The organism is Pseudomonas triticicola, assembly GCF_019145375.1.
In the GTDB taxonomy this organism is placed as follows: domain Bacteria; phylum Pseudomonadota; class Gammaproteobacteria; order Pseudomonadales; family Pseudomonadaceae; genus Aquipseudomonas; species Aquipseudomonas triticicola.
The window spans coordinates 3,870,400-3,891,079 of the sequence record NZ_JAHSTX010000001.1; the positions used below are offsets into that span (position 1 = coordinate 3,870,400).

Below are 20,680 nucleotides of genomic sequence, written 5' to 3' on the forward strand. Positions count from 1 at the left end.
TCGCACAGGTTTTCGTGAAAAAATCAGGAGATGTCCCACCGGGTTGTCCGAATTTTCCACAGCTTGCGGAAAAAAATCGGACAACCCGGGCGGAACGCTATCGGGTCTCAGGAAGACAGATAGGAGGAGCGGGTCAGGCCCAGACGCAAGGCATCGAGGAACTGCGTGCGCTCGCTGGCACTGATCCGGGCACTGGCGCACTTGTCGCGGTAGTGGGTCATCAGTTCTTCCGGCGACAAGTGCACGTAACGCAGCATGTCTTCGATGGTGTCGTGGGTTTCGATACCGGCGTGGTACACGCTGCCATCGGCGTTCTGGTAGATGTTCACCGAGTCGGTGTCGCCGAACAGGTTGTGCATGTCGCCGAGGATTTCCTGATAGGCGCCGACCAGGAATACGCCCAGCAGGTAATCTTCGCCTTCATTCAACGCGTGCACTGGCAGGCTGGTTTCGATGCTCTGCTCGTCGACGTACTGGTTGATCTTGCCGTCGGAGTCGCAGGTCAGATCCTGCAGCACCGCACGGCGCAGAGGCTCTTCATCGAGACGGTGCAGCGGGATGATCGGCAACACCTGATCGATCGCCCAGGTGTCCGGCAGGCTCTGGAACACCGAGAAGTTGCAGATGTACTTGTCGGCCAGCTTGTCGTTGAGTTCGTCGAGCACCTGGCGGTGCGAACGCTGACGCGCCTTCAGCGAGTTGTGCAGGCGACGGCACACGGCGAAGTAGCACTGCTCGGCCAGGGCTTTTTCCGCCAGGGTCAGCTTGCCATCGGCGTACTGCGCGGCGACGTCGCTCATGTAGTGCGTGGCGCGCCAGTAGGTTTCGGTGACCATTTCGATGTCGGTCGGGCCAAGCAGATCGACCAGCCATTGCACGGTTTCCGGCAGGCTTTCCTTGTTCTCGATCAGCGGGATCTCGTCGTTGTGTTTCTCGACGTCGGTGACCTGCACCACCAGCATGGCGTGGTGCGCAGTCAGCGAACGGCCACTCTCGGAGAAGATGTGCGGATGCGGCAGGCTCTGCGCGTCGCAGAATTCCTTGAGCATGCCGACCACAACACCGGCGTAATCGTCCATGTCGTAGTTGATCGAACTGGCGTTGCGCGAGTGGGTGCCGTCGTAGTCGACACCGAGGCCACCGCCAACGTCGATGTGATCGACCGGCAGACCGAGGTTGCGCAATTCGCCGTAGTAACGGATCGCTTCCTTGAAGCCGTGCTGGTAGTCAGCGAGGTTGGCGATCTGCGAACCCATGTGGAAGTGCAGCAGGCGGATGCCTTGATCGAGGCCGGCGCCACGGAAGCGCTCGACCACCGACAGCAGTTGCGCCGCCGACAGACCGAATTTGGATTTCTCACCACCGGTGTCCGCCCACTTCGAGGAGGCCAGCGACGACAGCCGCACGCGCAGACCCACCTGCGGCTTGACCTTCAGCGAGGCGGCTTCTTCGATCACCAGGCCGACTTCGGATTCTTTCTCGATGACGATGAACACGTTGTGGCCGAGCTTCTGGCCCATCAGCGCGAGGCGGATGAACTCGCGGTCCTTGTAACCGTTGCAGACAATGGTGCCGCCCTTCGGCGCCAGCGCCAGCACCGCCAGCAGCTCAGGCTTGGAGCCGGCTTCCAGACCGATGGAGACGTTCTGGGTGGCGATGATGTTCTCGATCACCGCTTCTTGCTGGTTGACCTTGATCGGGTACAGCGCGGTGTATTTGCTCTGGTATTCCAGGCGTTCGATGTTCGAATCGAAAGCGCCGGTCAACTGACGGACACGGTCTTGCAGGATGTCGGGGAACCGCACCAGCAGCGGCAAGGACAAACCGCTCTTGCGCAGTTGGTCGACTTGTTCGAACAGGTCGATAGGCGAGCTGCTCGGGCCGTTCGGACGTACCTCGACGCGACCGGCTTCATTGATCGCGAAATACCCGGCCCCCCAATGGCGGATCCCGTAAACGCTGCGGCTGTCCGCAACTGTCCATTGGCTGCCATCGTCTTTACGTGTGCGTCGTACGGACATCGAAGTCCCCTATAAAGAAGTCAGAGTGCGTCGCCTGACGTTCAGGCCGGCGCAGTCTAAAGAATGAAAATGACGGTTCGTCAGTGCGGCGGTAGACCGCACTGACTGCGTGGAGTTTAGAAACCGGTCATGAACAGGCTCTGTGAAAACCATGGCGACGACGCCGGATCCGAGAACACTCGAAGCCGGATCAAGCCGCCGGAGGGTTTCACAGAGGCTGCTAGCCGCCGGATTTCTTCGCTTTGAAACCGTGCTTGATCAGCTCCGCCAAGAGTAGCTCGACGTGATCGCCCTGGATTTCGATGATGCCGTCCTTCAACGCCCCGCCGGTGCCACAACGTTTCTTCAACGTCGTCGCCAGCTCCTTGAGCGCGTCTTCGGCCAGAGGCACGCCGGTGATGGTGGTCACCGTCTTGCCGCCACGCCCTTTGCTTTCGCGACGCACGCGGGCAATGCCGTCACCGGCCGGGATCACGGTTTGTTTGCAGATACAGGCGTCCACCGGTTTGCTGCATTCCGGGCAATGACGACCTGCGTCGGTGGAAAATACCAGGCCGCCCAGGGCGGCGAAGGATGCGGCTTTCTTGGCCACCGGCAATCCTCTCGGGAGGACAAAGACTGATCGCAACCTTGGGCAAGGTCAGCGACCGCGAAGCCCCACTCAGGCAGGGGCAGCGCTACTGCATCGGCGCTTTTGGGAAGCGTTCGGTGCAGTTTGAAAAGGTCGCGCAGTGTAACGGCAAAAATCGCGATTGCTAAGTGCCAATCGGCGCCAATTCATGTGTTCTTTGCGACGTTGCTTTGCTGCGCCTTGAGATAGCGCTTCAGCGCGGCCAGAGAGTCCGGGCAATAAGGCTTTTCGCTGATTTCGCGCATGACCTGTTCGACGGGGATGAATCGCGCTTCGAGGACTTCTTCCGGCTGCAGTTTCAGCGGCCCGTCCCACACGGCGGAAAACGCCGAACACCACAGGCGGTTGCCGGTGTCTTCGAAGTAGAAGTGATCGTGAGCGGTGAGTTCGACGCCGCTGACGCCCAGCTCTTCTGCAAGCTCGCGCGCCGCCGACTCGGCGTAGCTTTCGTCAGCCTGGACCATGCCGCCTGCGGCAACATCCCAGTAACCGGGGTAAATCGCCTTGCTCAACGTGCGCCGGTGCACGCACAGCTCACCGGCGGAATTGAACAGCATGATGTAGGTGCCACGGCCAATCAGCCCGCGCTCGCGCAAGTCGGAGCGCACCAGCGCGCCGAGCAAGTTGTCCTGCTCGTCGACCCAGGCGATCTGTTCGGCGTCCGAGGCGGCGCGATGGGCCGCCTCTCTTGTGCTCTGGCTCACCTATCAGCCCTGATTGAGCAGTTGACGCAAGTCGATCACCGCAGCGTTGGCCCGGGAAATGTAGTTGGCCATGACCAGCGAGTGGTTGGCCAATACGCCGAAACCGCTGCCATTGAGGATCATCGGGCTCCACACCGGCTCTTGCGAAGCCTCCAGCTCACGGATGATCTGGCGCACGCTGACGGTGGCGTTCTTCTTCGCCAGCACATCGGCGAAGTCGACTTCGATGGCGCGCAGCAGATGCGACAGTGCCCAGGCCTGACCGCGTGCTTCGTAGAACACGTTGTCGATTTGCATCCACGGGGTTTCCACGACTTCTTCGTCAACCTGCGGCACTTCGCCGACCGCCGGAACTTCGGTCTTCAGCGCAGTATTGAGCTTGACCCGACCGACACTGGCCGACAGGCGTTGCGACAACGAACCGAGACGGGTGCCGACATCGCCCAGCCAGTTGTTGAGGTTGTCGGCGCGGGCGTAGAACAGCGCGTTTTTCTGATTCGGATCGGACAGGCGCGCCTGATAACGGCTCAGGGAGTTGATGCCTTCCTGGTATTCCGACTCGCTGGACGGCAGCACCCAGCTCTTGTTGTCGAAGTTGAAGCGCGGTTCGGCCTTGGCCAGATCGGCGTCTTCGGCCGACTGTGATTGCGAACGGGCAAAATCCTTGCGCAGGGCGCGGGTCAGGTCACGCACCTGCACCAGCACGCCGTATTCCCAGCTCGGCGTGTTGTCCATCCACAGGCCCGGCGGGAAACGGTCATTGGAAATGTAACCGCCCGGCTTGTTGAGCAAAGTGCCGGCAACGGTCTTCAGGGTCTCGACCGTGGTGTAGCCGACCACCATTTGCTTGCCCTCTTTCTCGGCAGCGACCTGGGCGTTCTGCGCCACCGGAAACAGCTCCGGTTCCTGGCTCCAGTACCAGCCCAGCGCGATGGTGACCAGCAAGTACAGACCGACCACTGTGGCCAGCGCCCGGCTGAACAGCAGCCCGCCGACATAGCTGCGGGTGGCCGACTTGGGCTCGGCGGCACGTTCAGGCGCGCTGCCCGCGCGGTTTTTCCAGTCCAGCATGGCGATATCCTTTCAATCACTTGGGTTCAACGGTTCGACCACAACCATACAACAACGTGCCAAGGCCGGGCACCCGTCGCTAACGATAAGCCGCAAATGGTGCGGCCCGATGACGCTTCGCGACACACTAAGGGATTCCCTGATAGGGCAACGCCAGCAACGCAGTGAACTCTGATCTGGATTCGGCCCGAGCAGCGATGTACAAATTCCCGACTGTTCTGCCCTGCCCTTCAAATCAAGCGTCCGGATTTCGGGCATCTGACTGACCTGCAAGTGCATGAGAAAACCACCCGGTCAGAAACTGAATCGTGTCGTCCAGCAGATTATTGACGTACGACACTCGTCTAAGGGAAAAGAGGTGCTAGCATAGAGCCACCAGTCGATCTCAGCATGCACCCTAACTAGTAGTCAGGATATGACCGAGCCAGAAGACCCCAGCCGTGAGCGTCTCAAGCACCACTTTGCCCAGCGGGTAATTCATCAGGCACGTCAGATTCTTGAGATATGGCAGCGCCTGCAACGCAGTGAGTGGTCCACCGTCGATCTCGCCGAACTGAGCGAGGCGAATCTGCGTCTGCTGCGTTTTGCCGAGCGCTTTGAACAGCCGGAACACACTCAGTTGGCGCACCACATCAGCCAGTCGCTGCAAGCGGTGGATGCCAACCGTGGGCGCCTCAGCAGCGGCCTGATCACTGATCTGAATCGCTTGATGCAGCGCCTGTCGCGCACCGGCCTGCGCCATGGCGACCAGCTCGACCAGACGTTCCTGCCGCCGCTGCGCAAGCCGATCTACGTGATGTTGCAGGATCACGACCGCGCTGAACGACTGGCCAAGCAACTGGAGTTTTTCGGCTTGAGCGCGCAGGCATTGGACAGCGTGGCCGCGTTTCGCTCGTCAATGGTCGAGCGCTTGCCCGCGGCGATTGTCATGGACGTGGATTTCAGTGGCCCCGGCATCGGCCTGAAACTCGCCGCCGAAGCTCAGGTCGGCCTCGAAGAACCCCTGCCGCTGCTGTTCTTCAGCCTGCACGAAACCGACACCCCGACCCGCCTCGCCGCCGTGCGCGCCGGTGGCCAGGAATTCCTCACCGGCACCCTTGAAGCCTCGAGCCTGCTGGAAAAAATCGAGGTGCTGACCTGCGTCGCCCAGTACGAGCCCTATAAAGTGCTGATCATCGACGACTCGCGCGCCCAGGCCCTGCACACCGAGCGTCTGCTCAACAGTGCCGGGATTGTCACTCGCACCTTGATCGAACCGATTCAGGCAATGGCCGAGCTGGCGGATTTCCAGCCGGACCTGATCATCCTCGACATGTACATGCCGGCCTGCACCGGCACCGAGCTGGCCAAAGTGATCCGTCACAATGACCGCTACGTCAGCGTGCCAATCATTTACCTGTCGGCCGAGGACGATCTGGACAAGCAGCTCGACGCCATGAGCGAGGGCGGCGATGACTTCCTGACCAAGCCGATCAAACCGCGGCACCTGATCACCACTGTGCGCAACCGCGCCGCCCGCGCGCGCAACCTCAAAGCACGGATGGTCCGCGACAGCCTCACCGGCCTGTACAACCACACGCACATCCTGCAATTGCTCGAAGACTGCTCGTTCCGCGCGCGCCGCGAAAACAAGCCGCTGAGCTTTGCCATGCTCGACATCGATCACTTCAAGCGGGTCAACGACAGCCACGGCCACCCGATGGGCGACCGGGTGATCAAGAGCCTCGCGCTGTTTCTCAAGCAGCGTTTGCGCAAGACCGATTTCATTGGCCGATACGGCGGCGAAGAGTTCGCCATCGTCATGCCCGACACCGATATCGACGCGGCGCACAAAGTCCTCGACGAGATTCGCCAGCGCTTCGCCGAAATTCATTACCCGGCGCAGCCGCAGGACCTCTGGTGCACGTTCAGCGCCGGCGTAGTAGAAATGTGCGATGACTCCGACAGCCTGATGATGGCCAGCCAGGCCGATGAGGCGCTGTATCGCGCCAAGGGTGCAGGACGCAATCGGGTGCAGACCGCGCGCCAGTCAAAGCAAAGTGCCACTTTTTCATCGGAATCCACTGATTCGGTCATAACCCTGTAATAGAACCGCAATAAATTCAGGCGCTTACCATTCCTGCCGTTGGTAGCCGTCATGCGCCTGAAGTTGCTCACCAATCTCAACACTCTGCTGCTGGTCGCCGTCTGCGTGGCCCTTGGCGCCACGCTGTGGTGGTCGCAAAAAGCCCTCGAACGACCCTATCTTTTGATGGAGCGTTACCTGGGGCTGTCGCAACAATTTCAGAATGAAGTAGCGCGCAACGTCGAGGATTATCTGGCCAGCGGTGACGCGCTGCGCCTGAGCAGCGCCGCCCAGGCTATCAACAGCGTGCAAAAGCAACTGGGTGACTTGCCCCCGGCGCTGGCCGACACCGTGCGGCCAAGCCTGTCGAGCCTCGATGAATTCAGCAAAACCGACCTGCTCGCCGCCGGCAAACTGGCCGGCGATCCGCAGGCGCTGCTGTTGCAGGCCGAGCGCGAACTCAGCGCCAGCCTCGACCAGCTCAACACCTACGCCAATGGCAACGCGACTTATCTCGCGCCGCTGCTCGCCGCGTCGCAGCATCTGGGCAGACTGTCGCTGGCGCGGGACAAACTGGTCAGCAGCGGGCGCAGTGAACTGGCTGCCGATGTCGAGCGCGAAGTGAGCAACATGCGCGCTCAGGCCCAGGCCATCGATGCCCTGCCCTTGCTCGGGGTAGTCACCAGCAACGAATCGAGCAGTGACGATTTCGCCGCGCTGATGGGCATCGAAACCACTGATAAAGCCGCCGCCGAAGATGCCGGTGTCGGCCTCAAACGCGAACTGAACAGCTTGCTCGGCCGCTATCCGGCGGAACTGGCGCGCACCCGCGAGCAGATCCAGAAACGCGCCGAGCTCAGCGCCGCCACCCACGAAAAAATCGCCAGCGTGCAACACGCCATCGCCGGTCTCGAACCGGTGGTACGCGCGCAACACGGGCAGATCCAGGGCGAAGTGCGCCTGATGCAAGGCGTGATGATCGGCCTGATTCTGCTGATCGCCCTGCTCATCGATACCTTGCAGCGGCGCCTGGCCCGCACCCTGACCAACCTCGCCCCGGCGCTGTCGACGTGGGCCGAGGGCGATTTCAGTCGCGACATCCAACTGGGCAAGACCAATCGAGAACTGCACGATATCGAAGCCTCGCTCAACCGCTTGCGCGCCTATCTGGTGGATCTGGTCGGCACCATTCGCGGCAACGCCGAGCAAGTCGCAGGCAGCAGCCGCACCCTCGCCGAACTGAGCAATGACCTGCATAGCGGCGCCGAGCATCAAGCAGGTGACACTGCGCTGATTCGCGACTCGCTGGGTGAACTGGAGGCGACCATTCAACAAGTGGCCGGCGATGCCCGCCAGGCTGCGGACGCCAGCCGTCATGCCGGTCTGGCCGTCGAACATGGCCAGACGGTGATCGGCCAGAGTCTCACCGGGCTGCATGCGCTGGTTGGTGAAGTTCAGGGCAATGCGCAGATGATCGAACATCTGGCGGAAGAGTCGGCAACCATTGGCGGCGTGCTGACGGTGATTCGTTCGATTGCGGATCAGACCAATCTGCTCGCCCTGAACGCCGCGATCGAAGCGGCCCGCGCCGGGGAGATGGGCCGTGGTTTTGCCGTGGTCGCCGAGGAAGTGCGCTCGCTGGCACAACGCACCGCCGGGGCCACGGCAGAAATCCAGGCGCTGATCGCCGGCCTGCAGACCGCCGCGCGGCAATCGGTCGAAGGCATGCGCGCGCAGGTCGAGCACGCCGAAGCCACGGCCAGTCAGGCGCAAGCGGCGGACGGTGCATTGGACAAAATCGTCGGCGCGATACAGACCATCGCCGACACCGCCGTGCGCATCGCCGATGTCACCGCGCAGCAAAGTGGCGCGGTCAGCGAGATCCGCGATCACAGCGAGCGCATTCATCAATTGGGTGGGGATAACCTGCTGCGCATCGGCCAGGGGCGCGAACAGGGCGAGAATCTGCTGGTTCTCGGCGGCCAACTGCACACAGCCGTCCAAGCCTTTCGCGTCTGACACACCGCCTTCGCCAGCAGGCTCGCTCCCACTTTGGAATGCATACCCCCTGTGGGAGCGAGCCTGCTCGCGAAGAGGCCCTTGCCAACATCGCGAATGACCGGATCAGCTCACCCGGTCACAAATTTCGCGCAAACATCGCCCATCGTGCCGCCTATTGCATGGAACTGGACAGTCACAAAGGCTTTGCGGCATAGTCGCCGGGTTCTGACGACTGCTCATTGATAACAAGGACAACGCAGATGGCAACGCTACTGGTGCTGCACGGCCCCAACCTGAACCTGCTCGGCACCCGGGAACCGGGGACCTACGGGTCGACGACCCTGGCGCAGATCAATCAGGATCTGGAGCGGCGCGCCCGTGAAGCCGGCCATCATCTGCTGCATCTGCAAAGCAACGCCGAGTACGAATTGATCGATCGCATCCACGCTGCGCGCGGTGAAGGCGTGGACTTCATTCTGATCAATCCGGCGGCTTTTACGCACACAAGTGTCGCATTACGTGACGCGCTGCTGGGAGTGAGCATCCCATTCATCGAAGTGCATTTGTCCAACGTGCACAAGCGCGAACCTTTCCGCCATCACTCCTATTTCTCCGATGTAGCGGTAGGAGTGATCTGCGGCCTTGGCGCCAGCGGTTACCGACTGGCCCTGGAGGCCGCACTAGAGCAGCTTGAACACCAAGCTATACGCCCCTGACCGACCCTTGGGAGTTGATGATTCATGGATATCCGTAAAGTTAAGAAACTGATCGAATTGCTGGAAGAGTCCGGCATCGACGAGCTCGAGATCAAGGAAGGCGAAGAGTCCGTACGCATCAGCCGTCACAGCAAGACTCCGGCGCAGCAGTACTACGCGCCAGCCCCGATGCAGGCTCCGGCCGCTGCCCCTGCTGCCGCGCCAGTCGCTGCCGCTGCTCCGGCTGCCGCTGCTGCACCCGCGCTGAACGGCACCGTGGCCCGTTCGCCGATGGTCGGCACCTTCTACCGCAAATCTTCGCCAACCTCGCCAGCCTTCGTTGAAGTCGGCCAGACCGTGAAGAAAGGCGACACCCTGTGCATCGTCGAAGCCATGAAGATGATGAACCACATCGAAGCTGAAACCAGCGGTGTGATCGAATCCATCCTCGTCGAAGACGGCCAGCCGGTTGAGTACGACCAACCGCTGTTCACCATCGTTTGAACCGCGGAGAGCCTTTGATGACTGCGAAGTTGGAAAAAGTTCTGATCGCTAACCGCGGTGAGATCGCCCTGCGGATTCTGCGTGCCTGCAAAGAGATGGGCATCAAGACCGTCGCCGTTTACTCCAAGGCCGACAAAGAGCTGATGCACCTGGGTCTGGCAGACGAATCCGTCTGCATCGGCCCGGCGTCCGCCGCTCAGTCTTACCTGCACATTCCGGCCATCATCGCTGCCGCTGAAGTGACCGGCGCTACCGCCATTCACCCAGGCTACGGTTTCCTCGCGGAAAACGCCGATTTTGCCGAGCAGGTCGAGAACTCCGGCTTCGCCTTCATCGGCCCGAAAGCCGACACCATCCGCCTGATGGGCGACAAGGTATCGGCCAAGCACGCGATGATCGAAGCAGGCGTACCGACCGTTCCAGGTTCTGACGGCCCGCTGCCGGAAGACGAAGAAACGGCGCTGCGCATCGGTCGTGAAGTCGGCTACCCGGTGATCATCAAGGCCGCCGGTGGCGGTGGTGGTCGCGGCATGCGCGTGGTGCACAAGGAAGAAGACCTGATCGCCTCGGCGAAGCTGACCCGCTCCGAAGCAGGCGCGGCGTTCGGCAACCCGATGGTCTATCTGGAAAAATTCCTCACCAACCCGCGCCACGTCGAAGTGCAGGTTCTGTCCGACGGCCAGGGCCACGCCATCCACCTGGGCGACCGCGACTGCTCGCTGCAGCGTCGTCACCAGAAGGTTCTCGAAGAAGCGCCGGCACCGGGCATCGACGAGAAAGCGCGCCAGGAAGTATTGGCTCGCTGCGTCAAGGCATGCATCGACATCGGCTACCGTGGCGCCGGTACTTTCGAGTTCCTCTACGAGAACGGTCGTTTCTACTTCATCGAAATGAACACCCGTGTTCAGGTGGAGCACCCGGTTTCGGAGATGGTCACCGGTATCGACATCGTCAAGGAGATGCTCAGCATCGCCGCCGGCAACAAGTTGTCGTTCACTCAGGATGACGTGGTCATTCGTGGTCACTCGCTGGAGTGCCGGATCAACGCTGAAGATCCGAAGACCTTCATGCCGAGCCCGGGCACGGTCAAGCATTTCCACGCCCCAGGCGGCAACGGCGTTCGCGTCGATTCGCACCTGTACAGCGGTTATGCCGTGCCACCGAACTACGACTCGCTGATCGGCAAGTTGATCACTTACGGCGCAACCCGCGACGAAGCCATGGCACGCATGCGCAATGCCCTGGACGAAATCGTGGTCGACGGGATCAAGACCAACATCCCGCTGCACCGTGACCTGGTTCGTGACGAAGGCTTCTGCAAGGGCGGTGTGAACATTCACTACCTCGAGCACAAGCTGGCCAAACAGTCGTAAGGCTGAAGCGGCATGGAAAACCCGATCCCTGCGGATCGGGTTTTTTATGCCTGCAACAAAGCCATCAGAGCATTACCGTGGAGAACGCCTGCTGCTCGACCATTGTGGCAGATGCCTGCAGGCCAGCATCATCGACCACCGCTCCTGCGGCGTTTTCATGTAACGGCCTGCGGGTGAACCGTCTCGTAAAGTTTCGGGCACGTATCGAGAGCCCGTCCGTGGCATAGCTCGATCTGGCAATAAGCGGGTTGTACAGCCTGCCAATCTGACCAGAGGAATGCTTGAACACTCTCGAGACTCCATTGTTCAGATTCAGCACCACGCCATAGCTGTTGCCCAAGCACGACGAGTATGACCAGTAATCCCAGGTCGGCTGCAGGCCCTGTTCGCGCAAAACGCGCCTGACCGGACCGCCGATGTCAGCACCCGCCGACAGCCAGTCGCCGCCCACCAGCGTGGCGCGAATGTTCTGCGGTGCGCCCCCCAGACGCTCCAGCACCTGCGTGACACTTCGCTCGATCAAGGGGCGAATATTGTGATCAAAATGAATGACCGCCCCCACCCTTGTCGTCGGGTTATACAGCGAGGCGATGACGCAACTCTGCGCATTCAAAGAAAACAGATAGTTATCTGGCGATCCGGGACGAAAATGCGCCACCACCGCTTCGCCCTGCAGCGCGCCGCGGTTCAGCACTGGCTCGACACCTCCAGGAAAAGCATCATTCAAATCGCTCACGCGCCCAAGGTTGCGCACGTTGCCACCCGTGAGCCCGACCCTGGCGTGTGTCCACTTGCCCCCCGGAGCAAGCCGAATCGGTTGCTGATAAATGGCGGTCGGGCGACGGGCATCGACCAGGCTCAGCCCACCAAAATGCGGATTTTCCCTGACCAGGAAATACTTGCCCTTGTTGCGAATGTAATAGGCCGGTTGCGGCTGCGCAGCGCTGGGCGGACTGCGCCATGTGCCGAAAAAGACGCCTTCTTCGGTCACCCTTTGCAAACGCTCGGGCGCCTTGCTGACGGCCTGCCTGGCATGGAAGCGTACTTCCCGGATCGCCGGCAGCGCTTCCCTGCGCAGCGGAGCCACCGTGTTCAGACGCTCTGACAACAACGAGACTGGCCTCATGGTGTGTTTCAGACTTCTGGCCGCACCGCCCAGCCACTTGATCGCACTGCCGGCGCCGACCATAGCGAACAACGCACCCCACGACGCCTCCAGCCAGTGGCCGAGCGCGCCATCGACGTCACCCTCCAGATGCGCAGCGACCGCCTGACCGGCGCTGACGGCAATGAACACAACATCAAGCAGCAAGGCAAACGGAGGGAACACCATGCAAAACGGTGCGGCTGCAAACATCAGCCCCTTGACCACTTGGCGTTCGATCATTTGCGCGCGGCTGGTGGTGATGTCCTGCACATCCGTGACCGCGCGCTCGATGTACGCATTGAACTCGCTGCGCGCGTCAATCAGGCGCTGCGCTTCGTACAGCGTATCGACGCGTTGTTTTTTTGCTGCAATCGCATGCAGGGTGCGCGACACGATGCTGCGCGCGGCAACCGGCGTACGCGCCATCAAGTAGTCATGCAAAGCGCCGGCGATGTCGCCGAACAGTGACTGATATGCACGCACCACAATGCCGTCGGGCGCGTCAGGCGTGTACAGCCACCAGGACGGCTCGGGGTTGAACGAGGTCAGGACATAAACCCCGAGCACGACGTGATGGCGCACGGTGAACCTGAACACGCCGTCACTTTCAACCATGCTGGCGCCCGGAAAATGCGTACCCGGCGCTGGCACCTGACTCAACAAAGAGACCTGACGCACCAGCGCTGAATACACCGCGTCGCTCAATCGCGCCTGACTTCTGGCCACGCGTAAATCACGGTCCATCTTTGACAGCAGCACGTTGCGGTAGGCGAAGCGACGCGGTTCGTAGGCAGCATCACGCGGGTCGAGATATTTGCCACGGATCTCGCTGGCGTATTTTTCACCCAGCCACGCCCGGCGCAGATACTGCGCCAGATCGGCGCTGCGCACCTTGCTCAGATCCTGGCCAACCGACGATCGCACGCCTTTTTTCGGGTGCTCGATGCCGGAGTTGTCATCGTAGCCGTGAATGGCCAGGTCGAGCAGCGTGGCTACCTGCTGCTTTCTGCGGTCGGCCACGCCAGGGTTGTAGTCAATCAACACAGTGGCCGGATCGACCGGTTCCAGCACATTCTTGCTGCGCATATAGGGCGTGATCGCTGCAGCAACCGTGCGCCTGGCGAAATCGACAAACACCTCGAAACCGCCCAGCAGCTCGTTGAAAACCTGCTGATGAACGATCAGTTCCTGATTCAGACTGCTGATGCGCCGGCGAGCCTCGAGCCCGAGCGTCGTGTACCAGCGCAGCGAGTTATCCTGCTCGACCCGCTGCAGATTGTTTGCCAGGCCCATTTTTGCAGCGGCTTCGACGCATTCTGTGAACGGCAGGGGCGCTCGTCGAAGGTCACTCTGCATGCCCCAGAGAGCGGGGCTGGCTGCAGCGGCCAACAGATAATCCCGTGCAGGGTGATGTGCAGCCGGCGAAAGTTGCTGCAACAGATACTCGCGACCGGATTCGCTCTGCGTCCAGCTCCACACTTCGCCGGTCAACGCCGCAATCGAAGGCAACCGGACCCACTCCTGACCGTCCGGTTTGTTGGGCGCGTACAGCACCAGGTTATTCACCGCTTGCTCAGTTTCTGCCTGGTAGAACACCAGAAGATCGGCGCATTGCATGCCGTTGGGCAGCGTCAATGCCGCCACTTGCAACGGTTTCTTTGTGGTTTGCTCAGACCACGTCTGCTCGAGACGCTCATGGTCGGAATCCGACAGATGAGCTGCGCAGCGCGCGACGAATGCGCTCTGCCTGAGCCGTACGGCAAACCAGTCGACAAGTGCCTTCTGCACCTCTATACGCTCGTACTGTTTAGCGAGAACTCGCAGGTAGTCCGCCGGATAATCCTGTTCCGCCAGCATGTCGGCAATGAATGTTGGTTTCAGTGACTGATTGCGCAATGGCGCAGGACTGCTGATCTCCAGTACCGCTGCGAAGTCCTGCCCGATCGGCCCGCATGCCAGCAGGTCACTGAGGCTGCGATTGTGGGTCGGCTCACCGACCGCCGAGCGCCATCTGAGCCGCACGTCGATCCGGTCTGGTTCAACCGTCATGTCGAGCTTGAGCTGAATGTATTCGATGGCCTGCTGGCGGGCAAAGTCGCGCAACGAGCCGTAGCCCTGCAGCAGGTCATTGAGTGCTGCCTGGGCCAGTGAGGTCTGCTCCTGACAGTCGCGCAACGAGGCGCGATCCGGCTCCTTCAGCGCCTTCATCCATGACGGCAGTTGCGCGAAGGAATGCGCCTCTAGAATCTTTTTTTCTGCACCGGTTGCCAGGGCGGTCAATCGGTACCGACGAGTGCTTCGGGCCTGAACCCTGTCGATTTTGCTGCGCAATTGATCCAGTGCCAGGTCCGCCAGTTGGTCACGGCGCAGCAGCAACTCGATGTCCTTGATATAGCGCCGAAGCTTGCGTTTGATCAGACGATCAAACAGCGCTTCTTGCCCTTTTGTCGCCCAGTGTTCTCGCAGGTATTTTTTGTACTGGTCGAGGAAGTGCAGCGATACGCTATCCACCGTCCGGATAACGTGCTCATGACGGCTGGACGGCAATCCGCGGTCGGCGCCCCCAGGCCAGCGAAATGGCGCGTCCTCGATCGCGAGGAACATGATTGGCCGGCCGTCGATAAGCTTTTGCAGAATCGCGTCAAGCAGGGCAACCACAAAACCCGGGGCGAAATGGCCGTCCGGGTAATGCCTGCGCAGTTCAGTCAATGCGAAATGCTCCAGCGCCTCGAGCAACGTCATCTGACTGCTCAAGCGCTTGTCGATCATCACCTGCCAGCGCGTGATGCGCAGCAGGATTTCCTGCACCGACCCCGCAGACGCAGCGGCTACCGGTAGTGTTTCTTCTACAATCCCTTGTTGATCCGCCATGTCGCCCAGCCTTTTGTTGCGTAGAGATGAGCCCTCACTCTATTTCCCGGCCTGCGTGCTCAGGCCGTACATATATATATGGCGCGCGCGAATGTGTTACAGCCGACCAGCGTGTCCACTTTGCCGGCGACCTGGCGTAAACTGCGCGCTTTTGCAGCTTCGGGCTGCCCCACAGATTTTCAAAGGTGCCCGCCATGCCTTGGCTGCAAGTCCGTCTCGCCATCACCCCGGAACAAGCCGAAACCTACGAGGACGCCTTCCTCGAAGTCGGCGCCGTGTCGGTGACTTTCATGGACGCCGAAGACCAGCCGATCTTCGAACCGGAACTCAACACCACGCCGCTGTGGTCGCACACCCACTTGCTGGCGCTGTTCGAAGGCGGTACCGGACCGGAACCGGTGCTGGCCCATCTGGAACTGCTGACCGGCAGCCCGTTGCCCGAACATCACAGCGAAGTGATCGAAGATCAGGACTGGGAACGCAGCTGGATGGACGGTTTCGAGCCGATGCGTTTCGGCCAGCGCCTGTGGATCGTGCCGAGCTGGCACGCCGCACCCGAGCCTGACGCGGTCAATCTGCTGCTGGACCCGGGCCTGGCGTTCGGCACCGGCACCCACCCGACCACCGCGCTGTGCCTGGAATGGCTCGACGGCCAGGATCTGAAAGACTGCCACGTGCTCGACTTCGGCTGTGGCTCGGGGATTCTGGCGATTGCCGCCCTGCTGCTCGGCGCCAAACAAGCTGTGGGCACCGACATCGACGTGCAGGCGCTGGAAGCCTCGCGCGACAACGCCGGGCGCAACAACATTGCCGATGAGCTGTTCCCGCTGTACCTGCCCGAGGATCTGCCGCAGGTTCCGGCCGACGTACTGGTGGCCAATATTCTCGCCGGCCCGCTGGTGTCGCTGGCACCGCAACTGTCCAGCCTGGTCAAGAGCGGCGGGCGCCTGGCGCTGTCGGGCATTCTCGCCGAGCAGGGCGAAGAAGTAGCGGCAGCTTATGCGCAGGACTTCGAGCTCGACCCGATCGCCAATCGCGACGGCTGGGTGCGCATCACCGGGCGTCGGCGCTAAAATGACCGCTTGCCTGAACCGGATCGCCGCATGACCGACAGTTTCGTCACCCAATGCCCGCATTGCCAGACCAGTTTCCGCGTCAACCATGCTCAGTTGAGCGTGGCGCGCGGCGTGGTTCGTTGCGGCTCCTGCCTGCAAGTGTTCAATGCCGCCAAGCAGCTGCTCGAGCAACATTCCGGCAAGGACACGGTGACGCCGCTCGCACCAGCGCTGCCTGAAACGCCCGCGCCTGTCAGCGATTCTGCGGTCGTCGAACAGATCCCCGCACCGCGCGCCATCAGCCAGAAGCAATGGAGCGCGTCGGAACTGGATCTGGACAGCCTCGATCTGGACGAAGAACTCGCCCGCCTCGAACAGCGCGAAATCCAGCCGGCCGCAGAATTCGGCCGTACCCGCGAAGAATCCTTGAGCGCCCGGCGCGACAGCCCGGAACCGGACGAAGGCACATGGCCCGACAGCCTGTTCAGTGAGCCTGCCGATGAGCGCAGCGTAGCGCCGGATATCGAGCCGGATATCGACGGCGTCGAAACCCTCGAACCCGAGCGCACCGAACCCTCGTTATCACTGGAACCGGTGGATCTGGATGACGAGCCGCCGATCCCGCAACTGCGCCTGCACGATCCGATCGATCCCAACGCCCGCCGCGAACGCTTCTCGGCCAGCGACGACAGCGATGACGACGATCTGCCATTGATCACTTCGCCGCGCAAAAAACGCGAACGGGCCGAGCCCGGCGTGCGCGCCGAGGTCCTGCAGGATCTGACCGACGACCCGCTGCAACTGGACTGGCAGCAACGCCGCTCGCCATGGGGTCGGCGCCTGCTCTGGCTGCTGCTGGTAGTGTTGGCGGCCGGCGGCCTGGCCGCTCAGTACGTTGCCTATCACTTCGAGGAACTGGCGCGGCAGGATCAATACCGACCGTGGTTCCAGCAGATCTGCCCGCAGATCGGCTGCACCGTGCCGTCCAAAGTCGACATCGGCAAAATCAAAAGCAGCAACCTCGTGGTGCGCAGCCATCCGGAATTCAGCGGAGCGCTGGTGGTCGATGCGATCATTTACAACCGGGCGACGTTTTCTCAGCCGTTTCCCTTGCTCGAACTGCGTTTTGCCGACCTCAACGGTCATCTGATCGCCAGTCGTCGCTTCAAACCCGGCGAGTACCTGAGCGGCGATCTCGAGGGCCTCGCGGAAATGCCGCCGCAGACGCCGATCCACATCGCCCTGGATATTCTCGATCCGGGGCCGAAAGCGGTGAATTACAGCCTGAACTTCCACTCACCGGAATGAACCGCTTCAGCGTTTCCCGATTGACGGCATTTTTCTGACTGATCGCGGCCGACCAAACCGTTGGCGATAACAGAATAACTGTTCAGATTTTGTTCAATTCAGCCTTTAACCAGTCATCGAGAGCGGGTATCATGCCCACCCTTTTTCGAACTCTCATGATCCGGCCCCACTTCAGGGAAGTCCTATGTCGGCGGTACGCATCGGCCCATATACATTGCAGAACGGTTTGATTCTCGCCCCGATGGCGGGAGTCACCGACCAGCCCTTTCGTCAGCTGTGCAAGCGTCTGGGCGCAGGGCTTGTAGTCTCGGAAATGGTCACCAGCGACATGAGCCTGTGGAATACCCGCAAGTCGCGCATGCGCATGATCCACGAAGGCGATCCCGAGCCGCGCTCGGTGCAGATCGCCGGTGGCGACGCGCAGATGCTGGCCGATGCGGCACGGGCCAACGTCGAACTGGGCGCACAGATTATCGATATCAACATGGGTTGCCCGGCAAAGAAGGTCTGCAACAAGGCCGCCGGCTCCGCGTTGCTGAAAGACGAAGCATTGGTGACCGAGATCCTGCAGGCCGTAGTGGCCGCGGTTGAAGTGCCGGTCACCCTGAAGATCCGCACCGGTTGGGATCGCGAAAACAAGAACGGTCTGAACGTGGCGAAGATCGCCGAACAGGCGGGAATCACAGCGCTGGCCGTACATGGCCGTACGCGCGCCGATCTGTACACAGGGGAAGCCGAGTACGACACGATTGCCGCGATCAAGCAGGCGGTGTCGATCCCGGTGTTTGCCAATGGCGATATTGATTCGCCGGAAAAGGCCCGTTACGTGCTAGACGCGACCGGTGCCGATGGCCTGCTGATAGGCCGTGCCGCTCAAGGGCGGCCATGGATTTTTCGCGAGATCGAACACTTCCTGCGCACCGGCGAGAAATTGCCGGCGCCGGAATTGAGCGAAGTGGAACGCATCCTGCTGGAGCATCTGGCTGCCCTTCACGCCTTCTATGGCGACGTGATGGGCGTGCGCATTGCCCGCAAGCATGTGGGCTGGTATCTCGCAACCTTGCCGGGCGCCAGGGAGTTTCGCGCCCGTTTCAATCGTTTGGATGGTACGGAAACACAATGCGCCGACGTTCGGGAGTTCTTCGCCGAGCGTTACAAGAGCCTGACAGGGGACGAAGAAGGGGTGGCCGCATGACGATGATGACCGAGACTTTAGTGAGTGGAACAACACCCGTGAGCGACAACGTGAATTTGAAACAGCACCTCAACACGCCGAGCGAAGAAGGCCAGACCCTTCGCGGGAGTGTCGAGAAGGCGCTGCACAATTATTTCGCCCACCTTGAGGGCGCGTCCGTCACGGATGTGTACAACCTGGTGCTGTCCGAAGTCGAGGCGCCCCTGCTCGAAAGCGTGATGAACTACGTCAAGGGCAACCAGACCAAGGCCAGTGAGCTGCTGGGGCTGAACCGCGGCACGCTGCGCAAGAAACTCAAGCAGTACGATCTGCTGTAAGCATTCAATCAAACCAGAAAGGCGCCCGCGTAAAAAACGGTCGCCTTTTTTGCTGACTTCCTTTGCTTTTGATGGAAATTGAGATGACCGACCAGACTACCCGCCTGCCGATCCGCCGCGCCTTGATCAGCGTTTCCGACAAGACCGGGATCCTCGAATTCGCCAAGGAGCTCGAAGCTCTCGGCGTCGAGATCCTCTCCACCGGCGGAACGTTCAAGCTGCTGCGTGACAACGGCGTTGCCGCAGTGGAAGTCGCGGATTACACCGGTTTCGCCGAGATGATGGACGGTCGGGTGAAAACCCTGCACCCGAAAATCCACGGCGGCATCCTCGGTCGTCGCGGTACTGACGACGCGATCATGAACGAGCACGGCATCAAGCCGATCGATCTGGTGGCGGTCAACCTGTACCCGTTCGAAGCGACCATCAACAAGCCAGGCTGCGACCTGCCGACCGCCATCGAGAACATCGACATCGGCGGGCCGACCATGGTCCGTTCAGCAGCGAAAAACCATAAAGACGTGGCCATCGTGGTGAATGCCAGCGATTACGCCAACGTCCTGGAAAACCTCAAGGCCGGCGGCCTGACCTACGCTCAGCGTTTTGACCTGATGCTCAAGGCCTTCGAACACACCGCCGCCTACGACGGCATGATCGCCAACTACATGGGCACCGTGAACCAGGCCGCTGAAACCTTGAGCACTGAAGGTCGCGGCGAATTCCCGCGCACCTTCAACAGCCAGTTCATCAAGGCTCAGGAAATGCGCTACGGCGAGAACCCGCACCAAAGCGCGGCGTTCTACGTGGAAGCCAAGCCTGCCGAAGTCGGCATCGCCACCGCGACCCAGCTGCAAGGCAAAGAACTGTCGTACAACAACGTCGCCGACACTGACGCGGCGCTGGAATGCGTGAAGAGCTTCGTCAAGCCAGCCTGCGTGATCGTCAAGCACGCCAACCCGTGCGGCGTGGCGGTCAGCCCGGACGCTGAAGGCGGCATCCGTCAGGCTTACGAACTGGCCTACGCCACCGACACCGAGTCGGCGTTCGGCGGCATCATCGCCTTCAACCGTGAACTGGATGCCGAGACCGCCAAAGCGATCGTCGAGCGTCAGTTCGTTGAAGTGATCATCGCCCCATCGGTCAGCGAAGAAGCCCGCGCCATCGTTGCCGCGAAAGCCAACGTACGCCTGCTGGCCTGCGGCGAGTGGTCGGCTGAGCGCGCCGCTGCCTGGGATTACAAGCGCGTCAACGGTGGCCTGCTGGTGCAGAGCCGCGATATCGGCATGATCAGCGCCGACGACCTGAAAGTGGTGACCAAACGCGCACCGACCGAACAGGAAATCCACGACCTGATCTTCGCCTGGAAAGTCGCCAAGTACGTCAAATCCAACGCCATCGTCTACGCCAAGAATCGCCAGACCATCGGTGTCGGCGCCGGCCAGATGAGCCGCGTCAACTCGGCCCGCATCGCCGCGATCAAGGCTGAGCACGCCGGTTTGCAGGTCGCCGGTTCGGTCATGGCGTCCGATGCATTCTTCCCGTTCCGCGACGGCCTCGACAACGCGGCCAAGGTTGGCATCACTGCGGTGATCCAGCCGGGCGGTTCGATGCGTGACAACGAAGTGATTGCTGCTGCTGATGAAGCCGGCATCGCGATGGTCTTTACCGGTATGCGCCACTTCCGTCATTGAAGCAGCCGCAAGTTTCAAGCTGCAAGCTGCA

The 20,680-nt window shown here is 61.1% G+C and carries 15 protein-coding genes; 10 read left to right on the forward strand and 5 right to left on the reverse strand.

Features of this window, described 5'->3' with window-relative positions; all coding sequences use genetic code 11:
* Positions 1-107 precede the first annotated feature (107 nt).
* The 4 genes from speA to KVG85_RS17225 all read right to left on the reverse strand — a co-directional run bounded on the left by speA (position 108) and on the right by KVG85_RS17225 (position 4,427).
* Positions 108-2,021: an arginine decarboxylase gene (speA, locus tag KVG85_RS17210; protein WP_016771856.1), complete on the reverse strand. Its 1,914-nt coding sequence runs from the start codon at positions 2,019-2,021 to the stop codon at positions 108-110.
* A gap of 220 nt (positions 2,022-2,241) precedes the next feature.
* Positions 2,242-2,613 (reverse strand): translation initiation factor Sui1, encoded by a 372-nt coding sequence (locus tag KVG85_RS17215; protein WP_007914613.1) that lies wholly within the window; start codon positions 2,611-2,613, stop codon positions 2,242-2,244.
* Positions 2,614-2,798: 185 nt separating this feature from the next.
* Complete coding sequence (locus KVG85_RS17220; RefSeq protein ID WP_125926231.1) at positions 2,799-3,356, reverse strand: NUDIX hydrolase; 558 nt, start codon at positions 3,354-3,356, stop codon at positions 2,799-2,801.
* A gap of 3 nt (positions 3,357-3,359) precedes the next feature.
* A complete protein-coding gene (locus tag KVG85_RS17225; RefSeq protein WP_217864457.1) occupies positions 3,360-4,427 on the reverse strand; it encodes a DUF2333 family protein in 1,068 nt (355 codons plus the stop codon).
* A gap of 415 nt (positions 4,428-4,842) precedes the next feature.
* On the opposite strand from KVG85_RS17225, the gene gcbA reads away from it, so the two are divergent.
* The 5 genes from gcbA (at position 4,843) to accC (ending at position 11,065) form a co-directional block, all read left to right on the forward strand.
* Entirely contained in the window at positions 4,843-6,513 is a 1,671-nt protein-coding gene (gene gcbA / locus KVG85_RS17230) for a diguanylate cyclase GcbA (RefSeq protein WP_016771860.1), read from the forward strand.
* A 954-nt stretch (positions 6,514-7,467) separates the two neighbouring features.
* Complete coding sequence (locus KVG85_RS26335; protein WP_437182200.1) at positions 7,468-8,511, forward strand: methyl-accepting chemotaxis protein; 1,044 nt, start codon at positions 7,468-7,470, stop codon at positions 8,509-8,511.
* 242 nt (positions 8,512-8,753) lie between these two features.
* Positions 8,754-9,209 (forward strand): type II 3-dehydroquinate dehydratase, encoded by a 456-nt coding sequence (aroQ, locus tag KVG85_RS17240; RefSeq protein ID WP_016771861.1) that lies wholly within the window; start codon positions 8,754-8,756, stop codon positions 9,207-9,209.
* A gap of 24 nt (positions 9,210-9,233) precedes the next feature.
* Complete coding sequence (accB, locus tag KVG85_RS17245; protein ID WP_016771862.1) at positions 9,234-9,692, forward strand: acetyl-CoA carboxylase biotin carboxyl carrier protein; 459 nt, start codon at positions 9,234-9,236, stop codon at positions 9,690-9,692.
* 17 nt (positions 9,693-9,709) lie between these two features.
* Positions 9,710-11,065, forward strand: coding sequence for an acetyl-CoA carboxylase biotin carboxylase subunit (accC, locus tag KVG85_RS17250; protein WP_024011424.1), 1,356 nt, complete (start codon positions 9,710-9,712; stop codon positions 11,063-11,065).
* A gap of 64 nt (positions 11,066-11,129) precedes the next feature.
* Here the strand turns inward: accC and KVG85_RS17255 are convergent, their stop codons facing one another.
* Complete coding sequence (locus KVG85_RS17255) at positions 11,130-14,954, reverse strand: dermonecrotic toxin domain-containing protein (RefSeq protein ID WP_225926849.1); 3,825 nt, start codon at positions 14,952-14,954, stop codon at positions 11,130-11,132.
* A 323-nt stretch (positions 14,955-15,277) separates the two neighbouring features.
* Here KVG85_RS17255 and prmA point away from each other — a divergent pair, with 323 nt between their 5' ends.
* The 5 genes from prmA to purH all read left to right on the forward strand — a co-directional run bounded on the left by prmA (position 15,278) and on the right by purH (position 20,649).
* On the forward strand, positions 15,278-16,156 hold the full coding sequence (gene prmA, locus KVG85_RS17260) for a 50S ribosomal protein L11 methyltransferase (RefSeq protein WP_217864459.1): 879 nt from the start codon (positions 15,278-15,280) through the stop codon (positions 16,154-16,156).
* 30 nt (positions 16,157-16,186) lie between these two features.
* The gene (locus KVG85_RS17265; RefSeq protein WP_217864460.1) at positions 16,187-17,446 is read left to right on the forward strand and encodes a DUF3426 domain-containing protein; all 1,260 of its coding nucleotides are present in this window, start codon (positions 16,187-16,189) and stop codon (positions 17,444-17,446) included.
* Positions 17,447-17,630: 184 nt separating this feature from the next.
* Positions 17,631-18,641 (forward strand): tRNA dihydrouridine synthase DusB, encoded by a 1,011-nt coding sequence (dusB, locus tag KVG85_RS17270; RefSeq protein ID WP_217864461.1) that lies wholly within the window; start codon positions 17,631-17,633, stop codon positions 18,639-18,641.
* Positions 18,638-18,958 (forward strand): DNA-binding transcriptional regulator Fis, encoded by a 321-nt coding sequence (gene fis, locus KVG85_RS17275; protein ID WP_002555375.1) that lies wholly within the window; start codon positions 18,638-18,640, stop codon positions 18,956-18,958. The genes dusB and fis overlap by 4 nt, the downstream gene beginning before the upstream one ends.
* An 83-nt stretch (positions 18,959-19,041) precedes the next feature.
* Entirely contained in the window at positions 19,042-20,649 is a 1,608-nt protein-coding gene (gene purH, locus KVG85_RS17280) for a bifunctional phosphoribosylaminoimidazolecarboxamide formyltransferase/IMP cyclohydrolase (protein WP_217864462.1), read from the forward strand.
* Positions 20,650-20,680 lie beyond the last annotated feature (31 nt).